Raw genomic sequence first — 23430 nt, forward strand, 5'->3', positions numbered from 1 at the left:
ATATCGCGCCGTCGTGATCAAGCCACCCGCATATCGATCTCGCGACCGGCGCCCGGCGCCCGGCCGTGCGCCGGGCGCCGGTCGCCGGGCCATGGCGGGGCGGTCCGACCTCAGGACGGCCCGACCGCCGGGCGACCTGCCCCTAGCCCTCGTTCAGGGCCGCGGCCTCCGCGCGCAGGTCGCGGCGGAGCTCCTTCGGCAGCGAGAAGGTGATCGACTCCTCCGCCGCCTTCACGATCTCCACGTCCTCGAAGCCGCGCTGCGCCAGCCACTCCAGCACGCCCTCGACCAGCACCTCGGGCACCGAGGCGCCGGAGGTCACGCCGATCGTGGACACGCCCTCCAGCCACGCCTCCTCGATCTCGTCGGCGAAGTCGACCAGATGCGCCTCGCGCGCGCCGGCCAGCTTGGCGACCTCGACGAGGCGCACCGAGTTCGACGAGTTGCGCGAGCCCACGACGATGACGAGGTCGGCCTCGGCGCCCATCTGCTTCACGGCCAGCTGGCGGTTCTGCGTGGCGTAGCAGATGTCGTCGCTCGGCGGCGAGACCAGCAGCGGGAACTTCTCCTTCAGGGCGTCGACGGTCTCCATCGTCTCGTCGACCGACAGGGTGGTCTGGGAGAGCCACACCACCCTGGACGGGTCGCGGACCTCGACCTTCTCGACGTCCTTCGGGCCGTCGACCAGCTGGATGTGGTCGGGGGCCTCGCCGGAGGTGCCGATGACCTCCTCGTGGCCCTCGTGGCCGATGAGGAGGATGTCGTAGTCCTCCTGGGCGAAGCGCACGGCTTCCTTGTGCACCTTCGTCACCAGCGGGCAGGTCGCGTCGATGGTCGCGAGCTTCCGCTCGGCCGCCTCCTCGTGGACGGTCGGCGCGACGCCGTGCGCGGAGAACATCACGATCGAGCCCTCCGGCACCTCCTGCGTCCGGTCGACGAAGATCGCGCCCTTGCGCTCCAGGGTCTGCACGACGTACTTGTTGTGGACGATCTCGTGCCGGACGTAGATCGGGGCGCCGTACTGCTCCAGCGCCTTCTCCACGGCGATCACGGCGCGGTCCACGCCCGCGCAGTAGCCACGGGGAGCGGCGAGGAGGACCCGGCGGGCAGGAGGCGTAGGAGTCATGCCCCCATCGTAAGGGCGGGTGGATCAGCTCGGAGTTCCCCGCACGCCGCACGCCGCATACGACCCGAAGCCCGCACGCCGCGTACGACCCCAAGCCCGCCCGCCGCGTACGACCCGAAGCCCGCCCGCTCGCACACGGCGCACGCCTCGCCGCCCCGCGGGCCCGCCCGCCCAGGGACCGGCGTGTCGTCGGGGGTGGCGCGTACCCTCCCCGTATGCCACTGACTACGTCTGCCGAAGCCCCCCTGCCCGTCGGCGAGGTGTCGCGGCTCATCGGGCGGTGGATCGACCGGCTCGGCGCCATCTGGGTCGAGGGCCAGATCACCCAGCTGTCGCGGCGGCCGGGCGCGGGGGTGGTCTTCATGACGCTGCGCGACCCGTCGCACGACATCTCGGTGAGCGTGACGTGCTACCGCCAGACCTTCGACGCGGTGGCCGACCTGGTGGCCGAGGGCGCGCGGGTCGTCGTGCACGCCAAGCCGGAGTGGTACGCGCCGCGCGGCCAGCTCTCGCTGCGGGCCGCGGAGATACGGCCGGTCGGCATCGGCGAGCTGCTGGCCCGGCTGGAGCAGCTGAAGCGGTCGCTGGCGGCGGAGGGGCTCTTCGCCGCCGAGCGGAAGCGGCCGCTTCCGTTCCTGCCGCAGCTGGTGGGGCTCGTGTGCGGCCGGGCGTCGGCGGCCGAGCGGGACGTGCTGGAGGTGGCGCGGCGGCGCTGGCCGGCGGTCCGCTTCGAGGTGCGGAACGTCGCGGTCCAGGGCGTCCACGCGGTGCCGCAGGTGGTACGGGCGGTACGGGAGCTCGACGGGCTGCCGGAAGTGGACGTGATCGTCGTCGCGCGGGGCGGCGGCAGCGTCGAGGACCTCCTGCCGTTCTCCGACGAGCAACTCGTCCGGGCGGTGGCCGACTGCCGTACCCCGGTGGTCTCCGCGATCGGCCACGAACCGGACGCGCCGCTGCTCGACCTCGTCGCCGACCTGCGCGCGGCGACGCCGACGGACGCGGCGAAGAAGGTCGTCCCCGACGTGCGCGAGGAGCTGGAGCGGGTCCACGCGCTGCGGGAGCGGGCGCTGCGCTGCGTCCGCGGGACGCTGGAGCGCGAGGAGCGCGGGTTGGCGCACGCGCTGGCCCGGCCCGTGATGGAGCACCCGCAGCGGATGGTCGAGGAGCGGGAGGCGCAGGTCGAGGCGCTGCTCGCGCGCAGCCGGCGGGTGCTGGGGCACCTGCTGGACCGGGCCGACTCCGAGTTGTCCCACACCCGCGCGCGCGTGGTGGCCCTCTCGCCGGCCGCGACGCTGGAGCGCGGGTACGCGGTGCTCCAGCGGGCCGACGGCACGGTGGTGCGTTCGCCCGGGGACGTGGCGGGGGACGAGGAGCTGAGGGCCAGGGTGGCCGCCGGCGAGTTCGCGGTGCGACGCGTGGACGGCGGCGGTGCCGGGGAGCGACCGTAGGGTGGAGGGCATGGCAGCCAAGACGACGGACACCGCGACGACGAGCACGGCGACGACGGACACCGCGACCGCGGACACCGCGGCGACGGACACGACCGTGGCGGTGACGGAGACCGGCGCGGCGATCGGTTACGAGCAGGCACGAGACGAGCTGGTCGACGTGGTCCGCCGCCTGGAGGCCGGCGGTACGACGCTGGAGGAGTCGCTCGCCCTGTGGGAGCGGGGCGAGGAGCTGGCGAAGGTCTGCCGCCACTGGCTGGAGGGCGCCCGCGCGCGGCTCGACGCGTCGCTCGCCGAGGAGCGCGGGGGCGGGGCCGGGGCCGGCGCGTAGGGGCGTCCTGGTGCACCGGGGTGGTGAGGCGGGCCACTGCGCTCCCGCTTTAGTTGAAGCTTCACCTATTTTCTCGTACGGTGGACGTGTCGCGCTGACCGCGCGGCACCCCTGACCTCGTACGTCGGAAGGCACCGCCCCCATGTCCCTCGTCCTTGACCCCGCCGCCCAGGACCTGCTGTTCCGCGAGGCCCGCACCGCCAACACGTTCACCGACGAACCGGTGACCGAGGAGCAGGTCCAGGCGATCTACGACCTGGTCAAGTACGGCCCGACCGCCTTCAACCAGACGCCGCTGCGCATCGTCCTCGTCCGCTCCGCCGAGGCCCGCGAGCGCCTGGTCCCGCTGATGGCCGAGGGCAACCAGGCCAAGACCGCGACGGCGCCGCTCGTCGCGATCCTCGCCGCGGACAACGAGTTCCACGAGGAGCTGCCCCGGCTCTTCCCGGCGTTCCCGCAGGCCAAGGACGCCTTCTTCGCCGAGCGCGCCGCCCGCGAGTCGGCCGCCGGCATGAACGCCGCGCTCCAGGCCGCCTACTTCATCGTCGGCGTCCGCGCGGCCGGCCTCGCCGCCGGCCCGATGACCGGCTTCGACCACGCGGGCGTCCGCAAGGAGTTCCTGGACGACGACCACACCCCGCTGATGATCGTCAACATCGGCCGTCCGGGCCCCGACGCCTGGTACCCGCGCTCCCCGCGCCTGGACTACGCCGAGGTCGTCACCACCGTCTGACGCCCCGGCCCGCCCGCGCGCGTCCCACGCGCGGCCCACGGTCGACGGCCCCGCGGCACCATCCCCCCTGGTGCGGCGGGGCCGTCCCCATGCCGCAGGGCAGTCAGCCACCGCGCCCCGCCTCCGGCCCGACCGGCTCGGCCTGGCTCAGGCCGGGCCCAGCCCTACCGGACCCAGCTCAGCCCAGCCAAGCCCGGCCCATCCCTGGCCCGGCCGGCCAGGCTTCACCCTCTGCCTCACCGTCGCCCCACCTTCGTCCCGCCCCCCGCCCGCCCTCCGGCGCTCGCGGTCAGGGGCGGCGCTGCGCCGTCGTGGCCCGCGCCCGCGCCTCGGCCTGGGCCTGCGCCTGGGCGGCGGCCCGCTGCCGGCGGCCCATGAGCCGCACCTTCCGCACGGTGGTGATGACGCCGGCCACCAGCGTCCCCCCGTACAGCCAGCCGGCGTGCACGGCGAGCGCGGTGATCACGGCCATCGTGTGCCCGCCGATCCCGCCCTCGCCGCCGGCGATCGGCACGACCCCGACGGCGAAGGCGATCGGCACGCTGATCGGCGCCGTCACCAGGTCGGGTCCCCGTACCCACAGCGCCGTCGCGGCGCTGACCGGCAGGAACAGCAGCCCGTACACCAGCGGCGAAGCGTCGAAGAGCAACCAGTCCAGACAGCCGACCAGCAGCATCACGGCCGAGGCGAACAGGCCGGCGCCGATGCCGGTCAGGCGGGGGTTCGGCAGCCGTCGCAGGGCGAGCACCACGGGCGGCACGGTCCGCCGCCCACCCGGGCGCCCGCCCGCCCGCGCACCGGGGGGCGCCGCGGCGGGTGCCGCGGGCCGGGGCCTCGCCGGGTACGCGGCCGGGCCCTCCGCGATCACGCCCCGGGGCGCGGCGGGGGCCTGCGGCCGCGGTCGCCGAGGGCGCCGGGGGGGACTGCTCCTGTGCTGCTCCACGTCAACAAAGTAGGCCGGGGAGGGCGGCAAAACCGGTATGGGACACACCTTTGGAGTGACCTTGGCGTGAAGACCCCTCGTCGGGCGCCGCCCGCCCGCCCGTCGCCGCGGGGCCCGGCGCGCCCGTAAACTGGGGGGTCGGCCCACCATCCACACTTCTAGGGAAGTCGCCAACGTGTCGCTCACGATCGGAATCGTCGGCCTGCCGAATGTCGGCAAGTCGACCCTGTTCAACGCCCTGACCAAGAACGACGTGCTGGCGGCCAACTACCCGTTCGCCACGATCGAGCCCAACGTCGGCGTCGTCGGCGTCCCGGACGCCCGCCTGACGAGGCTGGCCGAGATCTTCTCGTCGCAGCGCACCCTCCCGGCGACGGTCGACTTCGTCGACATCGCCGGCATCGTGCGCGGTGCGAGCGAGGGCGAGGGCCTGGGCAACAAGTTCCTCGCGAACATCCGCGAGTCGGACGCGATCTGCCAGGTCATCCGCGCCTTCAAGGACGAGAATGTCGTCCACGTCGACGGCAAGGTCTCGCCGAAGGACGACATCGAGACGATCAACACCGAGCTGATCCTCGCCGACCTCCAGACCATCGAGAAGGTCCTTCCGCGCCTCCAGAAGGAGTCCCGGATCAAGAAGGACGTGGCGCCGAAGGTCGCGGCGGTCGAGGCCGCCAAGGAGATCCTGGAGCGCGGCGACACCCTCTTCTCGCAGGGCATCGTCCAGGGCGGCGAGAAGGCGGAGCTCCTCCACGACCTCCACCTGCTCACCACCAAGCCCTTCCTCTACGTCTTCAACGTGGACGAGGAGGAGCTGACGGACGAGGCGTTCAAGGACGACCAGCGCGCGCTGGTCGCCCCCGCCGAGGCGATCTTCCTCAACGCCAAGCTGGAGGCGGACCTCGCCGAGCTGGACGACGAGGACGCCATGGAGCTCCTCCAGTCCGTCGGCGCCGAGGAGCCCGGCCTCGCCACCCTGGCCCGCGTCGGCTTCAACACCCTGGGCCTCCAGACGTACCTGACGGCCGGCCCGAAGGAGGCCCGCGCCTGGACGATCAAGAAGGGCGCGACGGCCCCCGAGGCGGCCGGTGTGATCCACACCGACTTCCAGAAGGGCTTCATCAAGGCCGAGGTCATCTCCTACGACGACCTGGTCGCCACCGGCTCGGTAGCCGAGGCCCGCGCCGCCGGCAAGGCCCGCATGGAGGGCAAGGACTACGTGATGCAGGACGGCGACGTGGTGGAGTTCCGCTTCAACGTCTGAGCGGATGAAATAGCACCACGTCGTTGACGCGGTCAAACACGCAGCTCAGAAGGGGCCGGGCTCGCGGGAGCCCGGCCCCTTCATCGATCCCGTGCTGGATCGGTGCTGGGTTTACTGACCTGATGTCAGACTGCAGACTGCTCAGGTGTCGTAGACGGTGGAGCGATGCCCGACGTGCACGGCCCACACCACCAGCTCACCGTTGTCGATCGTGTAGATCACGCGGTAGTCGCCCACCCGTAGGCGGCGCCGGTCGGGCTGGGAGACGAGGGCCGTGGTGTTGAACCCCAGCGGGTCGCTCTCCAACTCGGTCAGCTTGGCCAGAATGCGGAGGGCCATGTCTCGCGGGACCTTCCGAAGCTCGGCCTGAGCCTCGGGTCGGAAGACGGTGCGGTACTCACTCACTGCGCGCCAGCGTCTCCCTCATGATGTCCTCGATCGGGACGCCGGGAGCCGGGTTGGCCATGCGCTCGTCGATGATTCGGTTGATCTCGCGCTCTTCCCACTCCTGGTATTTCCGGAGCACTTCGATGGACACCACGGCAGCCACCTGCTTGCCCCGGCGCGTGATCACCGTGGGCAGGTCGTCGCGGTCGGCCCGCTCCACGACCTCGGCCAGGTGTGCCCGGACATCGCGGATGGACTCTATGGGCAGCGGCTGTGTCATGCGCTCAAGAGTAACGAGTGTCGCATGTGTACACAACGGCTCATTGTCGCGCTCAGGGTGCTGGGTGAACCGCAACCGTGCTGGATCTGTGCTGGATGCGATCGTTGGCGGGCGCGTCACCGCAGGTGGGAGCGTCGTGATGGACATTCCGCTTCAGCGTGCCGGGTGGATGTAGCCGTAGTGGCCTCGAGCGTGGCCATGGCGCTCGTGGCGACACGGACGCCCCCTCCCGACGCCGCTTGGACCAGCGCCACGATGGTGCGGTCCTTGGCGGCAGGGCTTCGAGAGTCCTTGCTGTCGAGCAGGAGGGTGCCAGGCGTCAGGTGGCGGCCTCGCCGGCCTAGGGGGCCACGGGCGGCCCTCTTCGCTGATCCCGCACCGGACGAGTCCGGGGCCCGCCGGATGACGGCGGCGGTGCGGGGAGGGGAGTTTGTGGTGTCGGGTACTTGAGGGGTGAACCGGGTGATCGTTAGGATCTCCGCGCAGTCGGGGGATTTTCGGGGGGCACATCATGACGGCACGTGGACCGGCGGGCGGCTCCGCCGCTGTGGCCGTGGGTGGCGCGGCGCGTTCGCGTACCGCCGGGCGGTTCCCGTACCGGCCCTCCTGAGCTCCCCGGCCGCCTTCGCCGGGCGGTACGCCGCGGACCCGTCGCACCTTCCTCGGTGACCCGCGGGGACCCGCAGGCCGTCGGCCGTCGGCCGTCGACGTCGCCGGCGTCCGGCCCCGGCGCGTGGCCGCGCCTCGTCCGGCGCGCCGCCCGCATCCCGTACGAACCGCTCGCCGCACCGCAGAACCGTCCCCGCGCGACCGACCACGTCCTCGCGCGCCGGGCCCTTCCCGAAGGATGACGCATGCACGTACCCCGTCCGCGCACGGCACGGACCACCGGCCTCCTGGCCGCCGCCGCCGCGATGACCGTGGGACTCCTCCCCGCCACTCCCGCCGCGGCGGTGACCGGTCCGCAGGCCGCCGCCGGCTCGCACCCGTACGCGGTGCAGCTGACGCTCGGCGAGGAGCCGACGACCCGCGGCTGCACCGGCACGCTGGTCGACCGCTACTGGGTGCTGACCGCCGCGAGCTGCTTCGCCACCACGCCCGGCACGCCGGTCCCGGCCGGGAAGCCGGCCGTCAAGGCCACCGCGACGCTCGGCGACGGCAAGTCCGTCGCCCTCACCGAGCTCGCGCCGCGCGCCGACCGCGACGTCGTCCTCGCGCGCCTGGCCACGCCCGTCACCACCGTCCCGGTCGCCCCGCTCGCCACCGCGGCGCCCGCGGCCGGCACCGACCTGACGGCAGCCGGGTTCGGGCGTACCCGGACCGCGTGGGTGCCGGACCGGCTCCACACCGGCACCTTCACCGTCGACTCCGCCGACACCGCCACCCTGCGCATCACCGGCAAGGGCACCGACGCCATCTGCAAGGGCGACACCGGCGGCCCGCTGCTCGACGCGGCCGGCCGCGTCGTCGGCGTCAACTCCCAGTCCTGGCAGGGTGGTTGCTTCGGCGGCGACCCGGCCGAGACCCGCACCGGCGCCGTCTCCGCCCGCGTCGACGGCCTGGCGGAGTGGGTGCGGCAGCAGAGCCTGACCACCGCCTCGATCCGCAACGCGTTCAGCGACCGCTGCCTGTTCGTGTCGTGGCGCACCCCGGAGAACGGCGCCCAGGCCCGGCAGGCGGACTGCGAGCCGCAGTACGCCGACCAGGTGTGGAAGCTCCAGCCGGTCGCCGGCGGCGGCTACCAGATCCGCAACACCTTCACCGACCGCTGCCTCTTCGTGTCGTGGCGTACGCCGGAAAACGGCGCGCCGGTGCAGCAGTTCGACTGCGAGCCGAAGTACAGCGACCAGGTGTGGAAGCTGGAGCCCGTCACGAGCGGCGGCTACCAGATCCGCAACGCCTTCACCAACCGGTGCATGGTCGTCTCGTGGCGTACGCCGGAGAACGGCGCGCCGGTGCAGCAGTTCGACTGCGAGCCGAAGTACAGCGACCAGGTGTGGAAGCTCTGACACCGCCTGACGGCCGGCCCGAGCCGGTCTGATCCGTCGGCCGCAGAAGGCCGCCCACCCCGCGCGCGACGCGTGGGGAGGGCGGCCTTCCGCCGTTGTACGGGGCGGGGCGGGGGTGCGCGGGCTGGGCGGGGTCAGCGGGTGGTGGCGGCGAGGTGGGCGGCCAGTTGCTCGCGGGTGGTCGAGGGGTCCGCGACCAGGGCGGACAGGGCGTCGTCCGCCAGTGGCGCCGTCGCCACGGCCGGGCACCGCCGGCAGGCCGCGACGCCCGTCTGGTGCCACCACTTGCAGTGCGCGCGCAGGTGGCAGCGGGGGACGGGCGCGTCTTCCGCGGACGGCAGGGCGAGCATCCGGTCGGCCAGTCCGCAGGCGGTGCCGACCCGGTTGGCGCACTCACTCACGCAGTGGGACGCGAAGCGGAGCACGCGCGTGGGCGGTACGCCGTCGGGGAGGGCGGCCACCACCTCGGCGGCCGGGAGGGGTGCTGCCAGGTAGTCGACCCGGCCCTCCGGCCCGGACCGCACACCGAGGACGACCGCCTCGGGACGGTCGGGCGACCCGCTCGGGCACCAGTTGACCGGCCGTTGCGGGGCCTTGGCGGCCGGCGGGGTTTCGGGGGTCGGCGGGAGCGCCGCGGTCGGGGCCGGTGGTGGGTGCGGGGGGTGCGGGGTCGGCGGTGGTTGCGAGGCCGGTTGTGGGCGCGGGGCTTGCGGGGCCGGCGGCGGTTGCGAGGCCGGTTGTGGGCGCGGGGCTTGCGGGGCCGGCGGCGGTTGCGAGGCCGGTTGTGGGCGCGGGGCTTGCGGGGGGTGTCCGGCCGTCGGGGGCTGGGGTGGGGGCGGGGCCTCGCGGGGCGCCGGGGGCGCCGGGGCGTTGGTGAGCGTCGTGGCCTCCCGGGGTGGCGTGGGGCGTGGGGTCTGCGACGGGGCGTCCGCGGTCATCGGCGGCAGGGCTCCGTCAGCAGGGCTTCGTGCCGCTGTCGCCCTGCGGCGCCAGGTAGCCGACCACGTTCCCGTCGGTGGTCCCGCCGCCCGTCCCCGCCTCCAGCGCCACCGCCCGCAGGAGGCTGTCGGCGAGCTGCTGCGGGGTGGCGATGCGGCCGGCCGGCGGGGAGCCGGCCGCGGGGGCCGTCGCCGCGGCTCCCGTCGGGGCCGGTGCCGCCGAGGCCGTCGTCACCGACGCGGCCGCCAGACCGGTGGCGAGGGCGGCGGCCGCCGCCGCGGAGCGCAGCGTGGACTTCTTCATCCGTCAACTCCCTTGTCACTAAACGAACTCGGGCACGTACACCGTGCCCTGTGCGGTCCGCCGCGGCAAGATCCGTGCCGTCCCCGTCCTGGCACCGGACGCCACCGGACACCCCGCCCGGCGCGTACCGACGCCGTGTCCGCGCGCGGGCGGTTCGCCAGGTCAGGGGCGAAGCGGGTGATCGGGCTCCGCGTACCGGGCAGATGCCGGCCGCACCTTCCGCCCGTCCGGTCGGCGTGTCAGTTGTGTGGCACAGCTGTTAACGACGGTTCAGGACCCTTGTGGGTTTCCTGTGGATCGGCGAACCTTTCGCTGGCAGACCGGGACGGAACACGCCGCGGACATCGTGGCGCACGCCGTCGTGCATGCGCTCAGGGGTTGTCATGCACCTGCCGAAACATCCCCCACAGCAACGCACCACCAAATGAGGAGGACCCCTCACATGTCAGTGATGCGTACGTCGCGGCGAAGAATCGCCACGGCCAGTGCCACCGCCGTCGCCGCCCTCGCCCTGGGCTCCCTCGCATCCTTCCCGGCCGCCGCCGCCGGGTCGGCCGCCGAGGGCGTCATCCAGTACGCGGGCGCCCCCAACGCCGTCCAGGGCAGCTACATCGTGACCCTGGACGAGTCGGCCGCCGACTCGGACGCCTCGTCCGGCAAGGCGGTCGCGGCCCGCTACGGCGCGAAGATCAAGAAGACGTACACCGCGGCGCTCAACGGCTACGCGGTGGAGCTCTCCGAGGCCCAGGCGAAGAGGCTCGCCGCCGACCCGGCCGTCGCCTCCGTCGTCCAGGACCGCGTCTTCACCATCTCCGGCACGCAGCCCTCGCCGCCCTCCTGGGGCCTGGACCGGATCGACCAGCGCGCCCTGCCGCTGAACCGGAGCTACACCTACCCGGAGCCGGGCGGCGAGGGCGTCACCGCGTACGTCATCGACACCGGCGTCCGCATCAGCCACAGCGACTTCGGCGGCCGCGCGGCCAACGGCTACGACGCGATCGACAACGACAACGTCGCCCAGGACGGCCACGGCCACGGCACCCACGTCGCCGGCACGGTCGGCGGCTCCGCGTACGGCGTGGCCAAGAAGGCCAGGATCGTCGGCGTCCGCGTCCTCAACAACCAGGGGTCCGGCACGACCGCCCAGGTCGTCGCCGGCATCGACTGGGTGACCCGCAACGCCGTCAAGCCCGCCGTCGCCAACATGAGCCTCGGCGGCGGCGCGGACAGCGCGCTCGACACCGCCGTGCGCAACTCCATAGCCGCCGGCATCACCTACGCCGTCGCGGCCGGCAACGACAACAGCAACGCGTCGAACTACTCGCCGGCGCGCGTCGCCGAGGCCATCACGGTCGGCTCGACGACCAACTCCGACGCCCGCTCCAGCTTCTCCAACTACGGCAGCGTGGTGGACGTCTTCGCCCCCGGCTCGTCCATCACCTCGGCGTGGAACAGCGGCGACAGCGCCACCAACACCATCTCCGGCACGTCGATGGCGGCACCCCACGTCGCCGGCGCCGCCGCGCTTTACCTGGCCAACAACCGGTCCGCCACCCCGGCGCAGGTCTCCTCCGCCCTCGCCACCGCCGCCACCAGCGGAGTGGTCGGCAACCCGGGCACCGGCTCCCCGAACCGCCTGCTCTTCGTGGGCGCCGGCGGCGACGAGCCCCCGCCCACCGGCTCCCGCTTCGAGAACACCGGTGACTACGCCATCGCCGACAACGCCACCGTCGAGTCGCCGGTCACCGTCACGGGCGTCACGGGCAACGCCCCGTCCGCCCTCAAGGTCGAGGTCAACATCCAGCACACCTACATCGGCGACCTGCGCGTCCAGCTCGTCGCGCCAGACGGCACCGCCTACACGCTGAAGGACCACGGCACGGGCGGCAGCACCGACAACATCAACACCACGTACACCGTGGACGCCTCCTCCGAGGTCGCCAACGGCACGTGGAAGCTGCGCGTGAGCGACAACGCCCGGTACGACACCGGCAAGATCGACTCCTGGGCGCTGCAGTTCTGACGCCCGGACCCGCGTGAGGTGAGACGAGGGGCGGTCGCCGATCCGGTGGCCGTCCCTCCCGCACGCCCGGCGGCCGTCCCTCGCCGGACCCCCTCGGGCCACCCGGTACGCCGGGTTCCCTTCGGGCCGCCCGCGGCCACCCTGTACGTCGGGTTCCCTCCGGCCGCCCGCGGCCACCCGTACGCCGGGTCCCCTCCGGCCACCCTTCGGCCGCCCGCGGCCACCCTGTACGCCGGGCGCCCTCCGGCCCACCCACGCCGGGCGCCCTCCGGCCACCCGCCCACGCCGGGGACCGGCCGGTGCCGGGCGCCTCGGCGGGCCGACGGCCCGTCAGCCGCCGCGCCCACGAAGCCTGGTGGGGCGGAGCGCGCGGCGGGTGGTGGCGGAGTGCCGGGCAGGCGGATCGGCCGGTGCGCCGGGCGCGTTATGCGGGCCGCCGCCGACCGCGTACGATGCGCGCCGCTCATACGTTTGTTCGCCCTCCGCCCCGACAGGAGCATCCGACCCGTGTCATCGTCCCCCCAGGGCTGGCCCGCGCCCCAGCAGCCCTACCCGCCGGTGCCCCCGCCTCCCGGGGCGCCGCTCCCGTCGGCGAACACCAACGGCCTCGCCATCACCTCGCTCATCACCGGTGTCGTCTGCCTCGTGCCGCCGCTCGGCATGGTCCTCGGCGCCGTCGCGCTGCGGCAGATCAAGCGCAGGGGCGAGAGGGGCAAGGGCCTCGCCATAGCCGGCATCGTCCTCTCCCTCGTCAGCACGCTGCTGGTCGCCGCCGGCTTCGCCACCGGCGCCTTCCGCGACGCCCTGGACGGGGCCCGCAAGGTCAAGGAGGAGGTGGCGAGCTCCTCCTCCGCCTTCTCCCTGCGTACCGGCGACTGCTTCGACCAGCCAGGCGGCACGGCGACGGAGCAGGAGGTCGAGCGGGTCAAGAGCGTCGACTGCGCCAAGCCGCACGACGCCGAGGTGGCCGGCTCCTTCCGGCTCACCGGCAGCGCCTACCCGGGCGTCCCGGCGATCGAGAAGCTCGCCGAGGAGCGGTGCCTCACCATCGGTGAGAAGTACTCGCAGGACTCCTGGGCGGTGCCGGACAACGCGGTGACGTTCTACTACCACCCGACCGAGGAGAGTTGGCGGCAGGTGAAGGACCGCACGGTGACGTGCGCGTTCGCCGCCGAGAAGGGCAAGCTGACCGGGTCGCTGCGCGCGGACGGCACCACCCTCACCCCCGACCAGCTGACCTACCTGCAAGCCCTGAACGCGGTCGACGCGGCGCTGGCGAAGGAGCCCGAGGGCGACCCGGAGGCCGACCTCGACGGCAACACGGCGTGGGCGGGCGAGCTGGAGAAGACCCTCGGCGCCTCCGCCGCGCGGCTGAAGGGCCACACCTTCTCCGGCGCGGCCGCCCAGCCCGTCGCCGACGCGGTGAAGGAGCTGGAGAAGGCGCGCAAGCATTGGGCGAAGGCCGCGGACGCGGCGGACGCCGACACCTTCTGGGAGCACTACGAGCCCGGTTACGACGCCCTGCCGCTCGGCTTCGGCAAGGAGGCGCGCGCCGCGCTCGGGCTCTCCACCAAGGCGCCGGTCGAGCCGACCGACTGACGCCGGCGCCCGGGCCGCCGCACCTGTGCCCGGTCTCCGCCGAGGGGTGGGCGACGGCCGCGAGCCGTCGCCCGCCCCCTCGGCGCTTGTGCCCCGGACCACCCCCACACGGCCGTCATCACTTCGAGTGATTCTCTGGCCCATGCTTGCGGGGTGGAACTCTCGGTTGCGACTCTGTAGCTGTCTGTCAACCTGATGGGAGTGGCCCGTGACTTTCGGTGAGCAGCCGGCCTATCTGCGCGTTGCGAGCGATCTCCGCAAGAAGATCGTCAACGGCTCGCTGCCGCCGCACACGCGGCTCCCCTCGCAGGCACGCATCCGCGAGGAGTACGGGGTCTCCGACACGGTCGCCCTGGAGGCCCGCAAGGTCCTGATGGCCGAGGGGCTCGTGGAGGGCCGCTCCGGCTCGGGGACGTACGTGCGGGAGCGGCCGGTCCCGCGCCGCATCGCCCGCTCCGGCTACCGCCCGGCCGGCGGCGCGGTGAACCCCTTCCGCCAGGAGCAGGCCGCCGAGGGCGCCCGCGGTACGTGGGAGTCCGGCAGCGAGCAGGAGAAGGCGCCGCCGGAGATCGCGGCCCGGCTCGGCATCACCCCGGGCGACCCGGTGATGCGCACCCGGTACGTCTTCCGGGACGCGGGCGAGGCGATGATGCTCTCCACCTCCTGGGAGCCGCTCGCCATCACGGGCCGCACACCGGTGATGCTCCCCGAGGAGGGGCCGCTCGGCGGTTCGGGGGTCGTCGAGCGCATGGCCGCCATCGACGTCGTCGTGGACAACGTCGTGGAGGAGGTCGGCGCGCGCCCCGGCCTCGCCGAGGAGCTGCTGACGCTCGGCGGCGTCCCCGGGCACGTGGTGATCGTCGTGGAGCGCACGTACCACGCGTCGGGGCGGCCGGTGGAGACGGCGGACGTCGTCGTCCCGGCCGACCGCTACCGCGTCGCGTACCACCTGCCGGTGCGCTGATCCGGGGCGGGCGTCGCCGGTGCCGCCGCGCGGGGCCGGCGGGGCGGGAGGGGTGGTCGCCACCGCTGGGGCGGGGGTGGAAGTCCCGATTCGTGACGGTTCGTGGGGGCGCACCCGGCCGGGTGCGCCCTCCGCGTGTGCCCGCGCCCTGGCCGGATGCGTATCTCTTTGTGTAAAGGCGTATCCGGTCCGTGAAGGTCAGGCGTAAGCTCAGGCATATGCGGAGTGCGGTTTCAGCGGCATCCTTGGCGACAGGCGACCGGGCGGGGGGATCGGCATGATGCCCGACAGCGGTACGACTCTTCTCTGGCAGGTCATCCGGCAGGACGACAACGGCAACCACTACCGGGTCGGCAGGTACGCCACCCGGGACGAGGCGCAGAGGGTCGTCGACAGCCTCGACTCGCGCGGTCACCAGCCGCTCTACTGGGTCGAGCGCATCGGGGAGCCCGCGCGCTGACCGGCGCGGGGTGGATACGCTCCGGCGCATGAAGGATCGCGTGGACCGCGTGGTGGTCGCCGGGGCCGTGTACGACCAGGGGCGGCTGCTCGCCGCGCGCCGAAGTGCGCCTCCCGAGCTCGCCGGGCGCTGGGAACTGCCCGGAGGCAAGGTCGAGCCGGGCGAGAGCGCGCCCGAGGCCCTCGTGCGCGAGCTGCGCGAGGAACTGGGCGTCGAGGTGGAGCCGGGCGAGCGGATCCCGGGGGAGTGGCCGCTCAAGCCCGGTTACGTGCTGCGGGTGTGGACGGTACGGGTGTGCTCGGGCGAGCCGCGGCCGCTCCAGGACCACGACGAGCTGCGCTGGCTCTCCCGTCGCGATTGGGACAGTGTCGACTGGCTGGATCAGGACGTTCCCGCGGTGATCGAGGCCGTCCGCCGCCTCCCCGCCCCGGACGCCGCCGATCCGGCGCGCTGAGCCCCGCCGATCCGGGGCCGCGCTGAGCCCTCGGGGGTGGTGGCGGGCCGCGGCGGCGGGGTGCGGCGCACCGGCCCGCCCCGTGGCGGCGCCCGACCCGCGGGTACGGCTCGCCGGACCGCCTCGTCCGGCCGGCGCGCGTGCGGCGGTACCCGGTCGGTCCGTCAGGTGGCGGGACGCGCGGGCCTGGCGCCCGCGTTGCGCCGTCCGTGCCATATCCAGTCCGGTGTGGAGGTAAATAGCACCGGATTTCGGGTATGCCCCGATTGACCCCTCTCCATGGGGCGTCGCCTCCTCGGTCTGGGAAGTGATCGGCGTGATCGACACCCAAGGCGCACGTGCCGAGTGGACCTTCCCCGGGGAGCTCGACGCGGTCCGCGCGGCCCGGCACGCCGTCCGCGACACCCTCCGCGACTGGCAGATGGAGGTCACGATCGGCGACCTCGCCGTCCTCCTCGTGAGCGAGCTGGTGACCAATTCCCTGCGGTACGCCCATGGACCGATCGGCGTACGCCTCATCCGTCTCCCGTCGCACGACGCGTCCGTCCCGTCCCGTGCGGCCCTCCTCGTCGAGGTGTCCGACCCGCTCCCCGACCCCCCGCGCGCCCGCCCCGCCGGCCCCGATGACGAGGGCGGACGCGGGCTGCAACTCGTCGCTTGCTCCGCGGCCCGCTGGGGTACGAGGAAGGGAAGGTCGGGTAAGACGGTGTGGTTCGAGCTGTCCCTGCCGGGTTAGAAGAGGTAAGGGAGAACGATCACCGCAGGCTCGGCTCAAAACGAACGAGACCACCCTGTGATCGTGAACGGCGTGCCGACGGGGGCCGTAGTGCTGAATACTGCGGGAATGGCCGGTCCGGTGCGGTGAGCTGGAGGGGACGGTCGCGTGAGCGAGATACCTGGGACGGCGAACGGCGTCGTGTGGCAGAGCAACCCGCCTGGCTCGATCTACGACTACATCAGAGTCGCGTCGTTCTCCATCGGCCCCGACGGGCTCGTCGACCAGTGGAGCCTGCGGGCCGCCGAACTGTTCGGGGTCTCCGCGCGGGACGTCAGGGGCAAGGACCCCGTCGAGGCGTTCATCCCCGCCGAGCTGCGCTCACGCGGACACCGCAAGGTCGCCGAGATCCTGGACGGCAAGGAGTGGACGGGCCTGGTCCCCTTCCGCGTCCCCGGTGAACGCCACACCCGCGGCCTCGCCGAGGTCTACGTCATGCCGAGCGAGACCGAGCACGGCGAACGCGCCGCGCTCTGTATCGCCGTGGACGTACGCGCCCTGCGCCACATCGAGACCGACCTGGCCTCCTCGCAGGCGATATTCGGCCAATCTCCTTTCGGCTTCCTCCTGTTCGGCCCCGACCTCAGGGTCCAGCGGGCCAACCGGCGCTTCGCCACCGTCTTCGGCGGCAGCGCCGACGACCACCGCGGCCGGACCGTCCACGACTACCTGTCCCGCTCCGAGGCCGACCGGATGACCGCCGCGCTCCGCCGCGTCATGGAGACCGGCGAGTCCGTCACCGACCTGGAGTTCGTCGGGACCGTGCCCGGCTCCACCGACCGGCGCCACTGGTCGGTGAACCTCTACCGCGTGCACAGCGGCACCGGCCGCCCCATCGGCGTCGCCGGACTCGGCACCGACGTCACCCGCCGCCACAACGCCGCCCGCGAGGCCGCCAACGCCCGCCGCAACCTCGCCCTCCTCAACGAGGCCACCGCCCGCATCGGCACCTCCCTGGACCTGGAGACCACCGCCCGCGAACTCCTCGACGTCGCCGTCCCCGGCTTCTGCGACCTGGCCTCCGTCGACCTGTACCAGGGCCTCCTCAGCGGCGACGAGGCCCCGCCCGGGCGGGCCGGCGGGCGCACCGCGGAACTCCGCCGGGTCGCCTTCGCCAGCGCCGTCTCCGACGCGCCGCTCGTCACCCCGCCCCCCGCCGGCACCCCCTGCTGCGAGACCGGCCCGACCCTCGTCGGCGCCGTGCACCGCTACCCCTTCCACTCGCCCTGCGCCCAGGCGCTGCGCACCGGCCGCCCCGCCCTGGTCCCCGCCGACGACGGCGGACTCGTGCACTCCACGCTGGCCGTGCCGATGGTCGCCCATGACACGGTCGTCGGCCTCGTGCAGTTCTCCCGCACCAAGGGCAGCGAGCCGTTCGGCGAACGCGACCGGGCCCTCGCCGTCGAACTCGCCGCCCGCGCCGCCGTCTGCATCGACAACGCCCGCCTCTACCGCCGCGAACACGAGCGCGCCCTGATCCTCCAGCGCAGCCTGCTGCCCCCCGGCGCGCCCGAGGCCGCCGGGCTGGACATCGCCTGCCGCTACCTGCCGGGCAACGCCGCCACCGAGGTCGGCGGCGACTGGTTCGACGTGATCGACCTGCCCGGCCACCGCACCGCCCTCGTCGTCGGCGACGTCATGGGCCGCGGCCTGCGTGCCGCCGTCGCCATGGGCGAACTGCGCACCGCCGTGCGCACCCTGGCCCAGCTCGACCTGGAGCCGGCCGAGGTCCTCTCCCACCTCGACGAGATCACCCGCGGCCTCGGCGCCCCCATCGGCGCCCAGACCTCCCGCGCCGCCCACAAGCAGCGCGACCCCGAACTGTCCGAGGTGTACCTGGCGACCTGCGTCTACGCCGTGTACGACGCCGTCACGCGCCGCTGCACCTTCGCCAACGCCGGGCACCTCCCACCCGTCCTCGTCGGACCCGGCCGGGAGGCCGAACTGCTCGACGTACCGCCGGGGATGCCGCTCGGCGTCGGCGGGGAGCCCTTCGAGGAGGTCGAGGTGGAGCTCCCCGAGGACGCCCTGCTCGCCCTCTACACCGACGGGCTCGTCGAGTCGCGCGACCACCCGCTGGACGAGGGCCTGCAGGCGTTCCGGGAGGCGCTCACCGGACCCCGGCGGCCCCTGGAGGAGGCCTGCGACCACGTCCTCGGCACCCTCGACACCCGCCACGGCCAGGACGACATCGCCCTGCTGATGGCGCGCGTCCGCGGCCTGCCCGCCGAGTCCGTCGGCGACTGGCGGCTGCCGCGCGAACCGCGCTCCGTGGGCCGCGCCCGCGAACTGGCCCGCGCCCAGCTCACCGCGTGGGACCTGGAACCCCTCGTCGACACCGTCGAACTCCTCGTCAGCGAGCTCGTCACCAACGCCCTGCGCTACGGCGAGGGCGAGATCCGGCTGCGCCTGCTGCGCGACCGCACCCTCGTCTGCGAGGTGTGGGACGCGGGCCTCGTCCAGCCGCGGCGGCGCCGCGCCCGCGACACCGACGAGGGCGGCCGCGGCCTGCAGCTCGTCGGGCTGCTCAGCGCGGGCTGGGGTTCGCGGCGCACTCCGCGCGGCAAGACGGTCTGGTTCGAACTCGCCCTCCCGGACGGCGACGGCACGGCGGAGCCGACGGTCGACCAGCTGCTCAGCATGTTCTGACCACCGCGCGCCGCGCCCCCGCCCCGCCGTGCGGGGCCGGCGGTGGGGTCAGAAGCAGTCGTCGCCGCCCGCCCGGTCCCGTGTGCCTCCGCCACCGAAGCGGGCGGGGCATCCCCGGCCCCCGGGCCACCCGTCGCCGGGCCGCCCGCAGCCCGGTACGTCGTCGTCCGGCGCACCGCCGACCAGGATCCCGCCGAGCACCGCCCCGCTCACCCCGTCCACCCCGTCCGCGGGGTGCTCGGGGGCCTCGGAAGCTTCGGGGCGCCCCCGCGCGGCGCCGCGCAGCCGGACGTCCTGCTCGGCCAGTGCCTGCGCCTGCCGGGCCAGCGCGTCCGCCCGCTGCGCGTCCGCCAGCGCCTCCCGCGGGTCCGCCGCCGCGCCCGCCACGGCCAGGTGGTGCCGCGCCTCCGCGAGCCGCGTCCGCGCGACGCTCCCCACCACGCCCCGGTGCGCCGTCACGTACACCTCGGCCGCGCCCGCCGCCGACCGGGCGGCGAGCAGCGCCTGCTCCAGGAACGCCCGTGCCCGCCGTGTCCCGTCGTCGCGCCCCAGCGCCTCGTCCAGGGCGGCGCCGGCCTCCTCCAGCCGGCGCAGCGCGTCGACCGGGTCGTACCCGCCGGCGTCCACCGCCCGGCGCACGTCGCCGACCACCGACTCCAGCCGCGCCGCGCGGCCCCGCAGCCCGCCCGCCGACGCGGCGCCGCCGTGTGCCCCCTCCAGGAGCCGCCGGGCCTCCGCCAGGTCGGCGTCCGCCTCCGCGAGCGCGTCCGGCAGCCGCCCGGCCGCCCCGGCGATCTCCACCGCCCGCCGGTCCACGGCCTCGACCAGCTGATCCGCCTGGTCCAGGGCCCCCTCGGCGGCCCGTAGGAACACGACGGCCCGTCGCCCGCTCCCCGTCGCACCGCCACCAGGTGGAGGGCCGGGATCCGGGGTGGTGGCGCGGGCGTGGGTGCCCGCTCCACTGCCCGCACCCTCCCCGGCCGCCGTGCCGTCGCGGGTGCCGGCCGGCCCGGGGTCGGCGGTGACATCGGGCCCGGCCCCGGCCCCGGTGCCGGGGGTGCCGCCCCGTGCGGGGGCGCGGGTACTGCCCGGTCCCGGGTCGCCGCCACGGCCCGCCGGGGAGTGGTCGGTGCCGGCGGGGCCGGGGTCGCCGGTACCACCGGCCCCGGCCCCGGTGCCGTCCGCCGCCGGGGCCGGCGGGGACGCGGGGGCGGACGCGGTGAGGGCGGTGCGGGCGCCGGACAGGGCCGTCGCCGCGAACTCCAGTCTGACCCGGGCCACTTCGGGCGCCATCGCGACGGGCTCGGCGGCGGACCGCGCGTAACGGCCCCGCATGGCGGTCAGGGCGGCCTCCGCCGTGCTCAGCCGCCCGGTCAGCTCCCGGTGCGCCGTCTCCGCCGCGGCCAAGGCGGCCGGGGCCGTGCCCTCCAGGTCCCGCAGCGCGTCGAAGGCCGGGGCCTCCTCGTCCAGGCGCCGCCCCGCGTCCGCACAGCGGGCCACGACCTCCTCCAGCACCGCCCGCCGGGCCGCCCCGTCCTCCGGGTGCCCGTCGTCCAGCCGCTGGCGCAGCCGGAACGCCGCCGCCACCTCGCCCTCCGCGTACGCCAGCGCCTCGGCGGCCGACTTCACCGCCGCCTCGCCGTGCGCGGCCCGCGCCCAGGCCAGCTCCTCCCGGCTGGTGCGCACCGCGTCGTCCGCCGCGACGAGGGCGCGCCGGGCCCGCTCGTCCAGTTCCGCCTCGCGCGGCAGGGCCGGGCCGCCGTGCGGCGTCGTGCGCGTCCTCACCCGGCGGCGCCGGGTGACATAGGCGTACCCGGCCATCGACAGCGCCGTCGCGAGCAGCGCCACCGGGACCACCAGGTCGATGCCGGGCGCCCCGCCCTCCGGCGCCGGAGCGCCCAGGGGGGCGGTCGCCGCCGGCGCGGGCGGCCGGGCGCGCGCGTCCGGGGCGGCGGGGCCGGCCAGCCAGCACACCGCCGCCGTCACCCCGGCGATCAGGGCCACGAGGGCCCGGGTGGTACCGCGCGTCACACCGGCGAGGTTAGGCCGTTCCCCGGCATCCCGCGACCGCGCGTACCGGCCCACCCCCGGAAACCGTTCGGACCCCCGCCGCGGCGGGGCGCGTTGGGCCGCACGGGTGGGGTTGGCGGGCCGCACCGCCGTGTCGCCGGGACACCGGACGCCCCGTCCCTTTCAGTGGACGGGCAATAGGTGTGATCATCTCCAAAGTTCAGAAACCGGACGAAGAGGTACTAGCCATGGCCCAGGTCGGCGCCCGCGCACTCCGGTCCGTCGCGCTCCTCACCAGCGGGGTGCTCGCCGTCTCCGTACTCGCCGGCTGCAGCTCCGACGAGGAGGCGAGCAGCGCCCGCGCCGTGCCCGCGGACATCGCCGCGGCGTCCCGTGCGCAGGTCGAGGACGGCGGCACCCTGCGGTGGGCGATCGACGCGCTGCCCACCACGCTCAACGCTTTCCAGGCCGACGCGGACGCGACCACCGCGCGCATCACCGGCGCCGTCCTCCCCGCGCTCTTCACCCTCGACGAACGCGGCCGGCCGCAGGTCAACGGCGACTACCTGGAGTCCGCGGAGGTCGTCGAGCAGAAACCGAAGCAGGTCGTCCGCTACAAGCTCCGCCAGCAGGCCGTCTGGAGCGACGGACGCGAGATCGGCGCCCCCGACTTCGTCGCCCAGTGGCGGGCCCTGAGCGGCCGCAACACCGCGTACTGGACCGCGCGCAACGCCGGTTACGAGCGGATCGAGAAGATCGAGCGGGGCGCCTCCGACCTGGAGGTCCGGGTCACCTTCGCCAAGCCGTACGCGGACTGGAAGGCGCTCTTCACCCCGCTGTACCCCAAGGAGGTCATGGGGTCGCCGGACACCTTCAACGACGGTGCGCGCACCCGGCTCGCCAAGTCGGCGGGCCCGTTCCGGCTGAAGACCGTCGACGCCAAGGCCGGCACGGTGACCCTCGTCCGCGACGCCCGCTGGTGGGGCGAGCCGGCCAAGCTCGACAGCCTGGTCCTGCGGGTCGTCCCGCGCGACCGGCGCGCCGAGGCGCTCATCGCGAAGACCGTCGACCTCGCCGCCGTCGACCCGGCCGTCGCCCAGCGCGTCACGAAGGCGGGCAAGCCGAGCAAGGCCGACAAGACGGGCAAGGCGGCGCCGGGCGGTGCCCCCGCCACCGGCGCGGCGACTCCTCCCGCGCAGGGCGCCCCCGCTCAGGCCCCCGCCGCGCAGGCCGCCCTGTCCGCCGAGCAGAGCGCCCTGCGCGGTTACGTCGTCCGCCGCACGCTGGAACCCGCCTACACCCAGCTCGCCCTGAACGGCGCCTCCGGGCCGCTCGCCGACGAGCGGGTGCGCCGCGCCATCGCCCGCGCCGTCGACCGCCAGGAGCTGGCGAAGGCCGTGCTCGCCCCGCTGGGCCTGCCCGCCGATCCGGTCGGCTCCCACCTCGCGCTCGCCGGCCAGGACGCGTACGCCGACAGCAGCGGCGCGCTGGGCAGCCAGGACACCGAGGAAGCGCTCGCCCTGCTCGCGGACGCCGGCTGGACGAAGGCGGGCGCGCGCCGTACCGCCGCCCCGAAGGCCGGTACGAAGGCGGGCGCCGAGGCGTCCGCCGCGCCCTCCGGGGCCGCCTCGCCGGCGGCGGCGTCCCACGCGTCGCCCACGGCCGCGTCCAGGGCGGTCGGCGCGGCGGCCAGGGCCGCGGACGTGCCCTCCGACGAGGGCCTGTACATCGTCGGCGACGACAAGGCCGACCCCGAGGGACGGCCGGGCACTCACGTGCTCGCCCCCGCCCCCGCCGCCGCCGTCCACAGCAGCCTTGTCCTCGCCCAGGCCCGCGCGCTCACCGGCGCCCTCACGGAGACCGACTCCGACACCGGGGCCGCCGGGAAGAGCCCCGCCGCCGGGAAGAGCGCCGCGGCCAAGGCGACCCCGAGCGCCGGGAAGAGCGCCGACGCCAAGGAGACCGCCGACGCCAAGGAGGCCGCCGGCGCCGGGAAGGCCCCCGCGGTCGACGCCCCCGGCCCCCAGCGCCCCGAGGCGCAGGGCGGCGCCCCCGGCGCGTACGCCCCCGTCGGCACCGCCGCCCCCGCGAAGAACCCCGCGGACCCGGCGAGGCCCGCCGCCGGCCCGCTCGGCAAGGACGGCCGGCCGCTGACCCTGCGCTTCGTCCTGCCCTCCGGACCCGGCTCCGAGGTGCTGCGCACGGTCGGCGAGCGGATCTCCCGGATGCTGGACCGCATCGGCGTCCGCACCGAGATCAGCAAGGTCCCCGACGAGAACTTCTTCAAGGACCACATCGCCTCCGGCGACTACGACCTGGCCCTCTACTCGTGGCCCGGCACGGCCTTCCCCGCCACCGACGGGCGGCCCATCTTCGCCAAGCCGGAACCGGCCACCGACGGCTCGCTGCTGGTGGAGCAGAACTACACGCGCGTCGGCACGGACCACATCGACCAGCTCTTCGACCAGGCCGCCGCCGAACTCGACGAGAAGGCCGCCCGCGACCTGGTCCGCCGGGCCGACGCCCGCATCTGGGCCGCCGCCGGCTCGATCCCGCTCTTCCAGCGACCCGAGCTGGTGGCGGTGCGCAAGGACGTGGTGAACGCGGGCGCCTTCGGCTTCGCGACCCCCCGCTACGAGAACGTCGGGTTCGCCGCCCGCAAGGCCGGGTGAACCCCCGGCGAACAAGAGCGCCGAAGCCCCCCGATCCGTTGCCCGCCGGCCCCGCCGGCGG

The 23430-nt window shown here is 74.7% G+C and carries 20 protein-coding genes; 13 read left to right on the forward strand and 7 right to left on the reverse strand.

Features of this window, described 5'->3' with window-relative positions; genetic code table 11:
* Positions 1-142: 142 nt before the first annotated feature.
* On the reverse strand, positions 143-1126 hold the full coding sequence (locus LPA54_RS25350; protein WP_228981793.1) for a 4-hydroxy-3-methylbut-2-enyl diphosphate reductase: 984 nt from the start codon (positions 1124-1126) through the stop codon (positions 143-145).
* Positions 1127-1341: 215 nt separating this feature from the next.
* Here LPA54_RS25350 and xseA point away from each other — a divergent pair, with 215 nt between their 5' ends.
* The 3 genes from xseA (at position 1342) to LPA54_RS25365 (ending at position 3638) form a co-directional block, all read left to right on the forward strand.
* Positions 1342-2574, forward strand: a complete 1233-nt coding sequence (gene xseA, locus LPA54_RS25355) for an exodeoxyribonuclease VII large subunit (RefSeq protein ID WP_228981796.1) — start codon at positions 1342-1344, stop codon at positions 2572-2574.
* Between the two features lie 10 nt (positions 2575-2584).
* Entirely contained in the window at positions 2585-2905 is a 321-nt protein-coding gene (locus LPA54_RS25360) for an exodeoxyribonuclease VII small subunit (RefSeq protein WP_228981800.1), read from the forward strand.
* Between the two features lie 142 nt (positions 2906-3047).
* Positions 3048-3638: a malonic semialdehyde reductase gene (locus tag LPA54_RS25365; RefSeq protein WP_228981801.1), complete on the forward strand. Its 591-nt coding sequence runs from the start codon at positions 3048-3050 to the stop codon at positions 3636-3638.
* Between the two features lie 289 nt (positions 3639-3927).
* Here LPA54_RS25365 and LPA54_RS25370 read toward each other — a convergent pair whose 3' ends face one another.
* The gene (locus tag LPA54_RS25370) at positions 3928-4398 is read right to left on the reverse strand and encodes a DUF6542 domain-containing protein (RefSeq protein WP_308112896.1); all 471 of its coding nucleotides are present in this window, start codon (positions 4396-4398) and stop codon (positions 3928-3930) included.
* A gap of 358 nt (positions 4399-4756) precedes the next feature.
* Here LPA54_RS25370 and ychF point away from each other — a divergent pair, with 358 nt between their 5' ends.
* The gene (ychF, locus tag LPA54_RS25375) at positions 4757-5845 is read left to right on the forward strand and encodes a redox-regulated ATPase YchF (RefSeq protein WP_228981805.1); all 1089 of its coding nucleotides are present in this window, start codon (positions 4757-4759) and stop codon (positions 5843-5845) included.
* 141 nt (positions 5846-5986) lie between these two features.
* Here the strand turns inward: ychF and LPA54_RS25380 are convergent, their stop codons facing one another.
* Together LPA54_RS25380 and LPA54_RS25385 are read right to left on the reverse strand one after the other, a co-directional pair.
* Positions 5987-6250, reverse strand: coding sequence for a type II toxin-antitoxin system RelE/ParE family toxin (locus LPA54_RS25380; RefSeq protein WP_228981807.1), 264 nt, complete (start codon positions 6248-6250; stop codon positions 5987-5989).
* Positions 6243-6512, reverse strand: a complete 270-nt coding sequence (locus LPA54_RS25385) for a type II toxin-antitoxin system Phd/YefM family antitoxin (protein WP_228981809.1) — start codon at positions 6510-6512, stop codon at positions 6243-6245. The genes LPA54_RS25380 and LPA54_RS25385 overlap by 8 nt, the downstream gene beginning before the upstream one ends.
* Before the next feature lie 854 nt (positions 6513-7366).
* On the opposite strand from LPA54_RS25385, the gene LPA54_RS25390 reads away from it, so the two are divergent.
* Entirely contained in the window at positions 7367-8521 is a 1155-nt protein-coding gene (locus tag LPA54_RS25390) for a trypsin-like serine protease (RefSeq protein ID WP_228981811.1), read from the forward strand.
* Positions 8522-8655: 134 nt separating this feature from the next.
* Here LPA54_RS25390 and LPA54_RS25395 read toward each other — a convergent pair whose 3' ends face one another.
* Together LPA54_RS25395 and LPA54_RS25400 are read right to left on the reverse strand one after the other, a co-directional pair.
* Entirely contained in the window at positions 8656-9045 is a 390-nt protein-coding gene (locus tag LPA54_RS25395; RefSeq protein WP_228981813.1) for a hypothetical protein, read from the reverse strand.
* A gap of 430 nt (positions 9046-9475) precedes the next feature.
* Positions 9476-9763: a hypothetical protein gene (locus LPA54_RS25400; protein WP_228981815.1), complete on the reverse strand. Its 288-nt coding sequence runs from the start codon at positions 9761-9763 to the stop codon at positions 9476-9478.
* A gap of 442 nt (positions 9764-10205) precedes the next feature.
* On the opposite strand from LPA54_RS25400, the gene LPA54_RS25405 reads away from it, so the two are divergent.
* The 7 genes from LPA54_RS25405 to LPA54_RS25435 all read left to right on the forward strand — a co-directional run bounded on the left by LPA54_RS25405 (position 10206) and on the right by LPA54_RS25435 (position 18687).
* A complete protein-coding gene (locus LPA54_RS25405) occupies positions 10206-11786 on the forward strand; it encodes a S8 family peptidase (protein WP_228981816.1) in 1581 nt (526 codons plus the stop codon).
* A gap of 507 nt (positions 11787-12293) precedes the next feature.
* Entirely contained in the window at positions 12294-13385 is a 1092-nt protein-coding gene (locus LPA54_RS25410; protein ID WP_228981818.1) for a DUF4190 domain-containing protein, read from the forward strand.
* Between the two features lie 208 nt (positions 13386-13593).
* Positions 13594-14349 carry a GntR family transcriptional regulator gene (locus tag LPA54_RS25415; protein WP_228981820.1) on the forward strand — a complete coding sequence of 252 codons (756 nt, stop codon included), beginning with the start codon at positions 13594-13596 and terminating at the stop codon, positions 14347-14349.
* Between the two features lie 280 nt (positions 14350-14629).
* Positions 14630-14809, forward strand: a complete 180-nt coding sequence (locus LPA54_RS25420; RefSeq protein WP_228981876.1) for an SPOR domain-containing protein — start codon at positions 14630-14632, stop codon at positions 14807-14809.
* Positions 14810-14837: 28 nt separating this feature from the next.
* A complete protein-coding gene (locus LPA54_RS25425) occupies positions 14838-15263 on the forward strand; it encodes a (deoxy)nucleoside triphosphate pyrophosphohydrolase (RefSeq protein ID WP_228981823.1) in 426 nt (141 codons plus the stop codon).
* Positions 15264-15570: 307 nt separating this feature from the next.
* A complete protein-coding gene (locus LPA54_RS25430) occupies positions 15571-15999 on the forward strand; it encodes an ATP-binding protein (RefSeq protein ID WP_228981825.1) in 429 nt (142 codons plus the stop codon).
* A 147-nt stretch (positions 16000-16146) separates the two neighbouring features.
* On the forward strand, positions 16147-18687 hold the full coding sequence (locus LPA54_RS25435) for a SpoIIE family protein phosphatase (protein WP_228981827.1): 2541 nt from the start codon (positions 16147-16149) through the stop codon (positions 18685-18687).
* Between the two features lie 48 nt (positions 18688-18735).
* Here LPA54_RS25435 and LPA54_RS25440 read toward each other — a convergent pair whose 3' ends face one another.
* On the reverse strand, positions 18736-20718 hold the full coding sequence (locus LPA54_RS25440) for a hypothetical protein (RefSeq protein ID WP_228981828.1): 1983 nt from the start codon (positions 20716-20718) through the stop codon (positions 18736-18738).
* A gap of 227 nt (positions 20719-20945) precedes the next feature.
* On the opposite strand from LPA54_RS25440, the gene LPA54_RS25445 reads away from it, so the two are divergent.
* Positions 20946-23369 (forward strand): ABC transporter family substrate-binding protein, encoded by a 2424-nt coding sequence (locus LPA54_RS25445; protein ID WP_228981831.1) that lies wholly within the window; start codon positions 20946-20948, stop codon positions 23367-23369.
* Positions 23370-23430 lie beyond the last annotated feature (61 nt).

The sequence above is a fragment of the Streptomyces sp. DH12 genome (assembly GCF_020873895.1).
Lineage (GTDB): Bacteria > Actinomycetota > Actinomycetes > Streptomycetales > Streptomycetaceae > Streptomyces.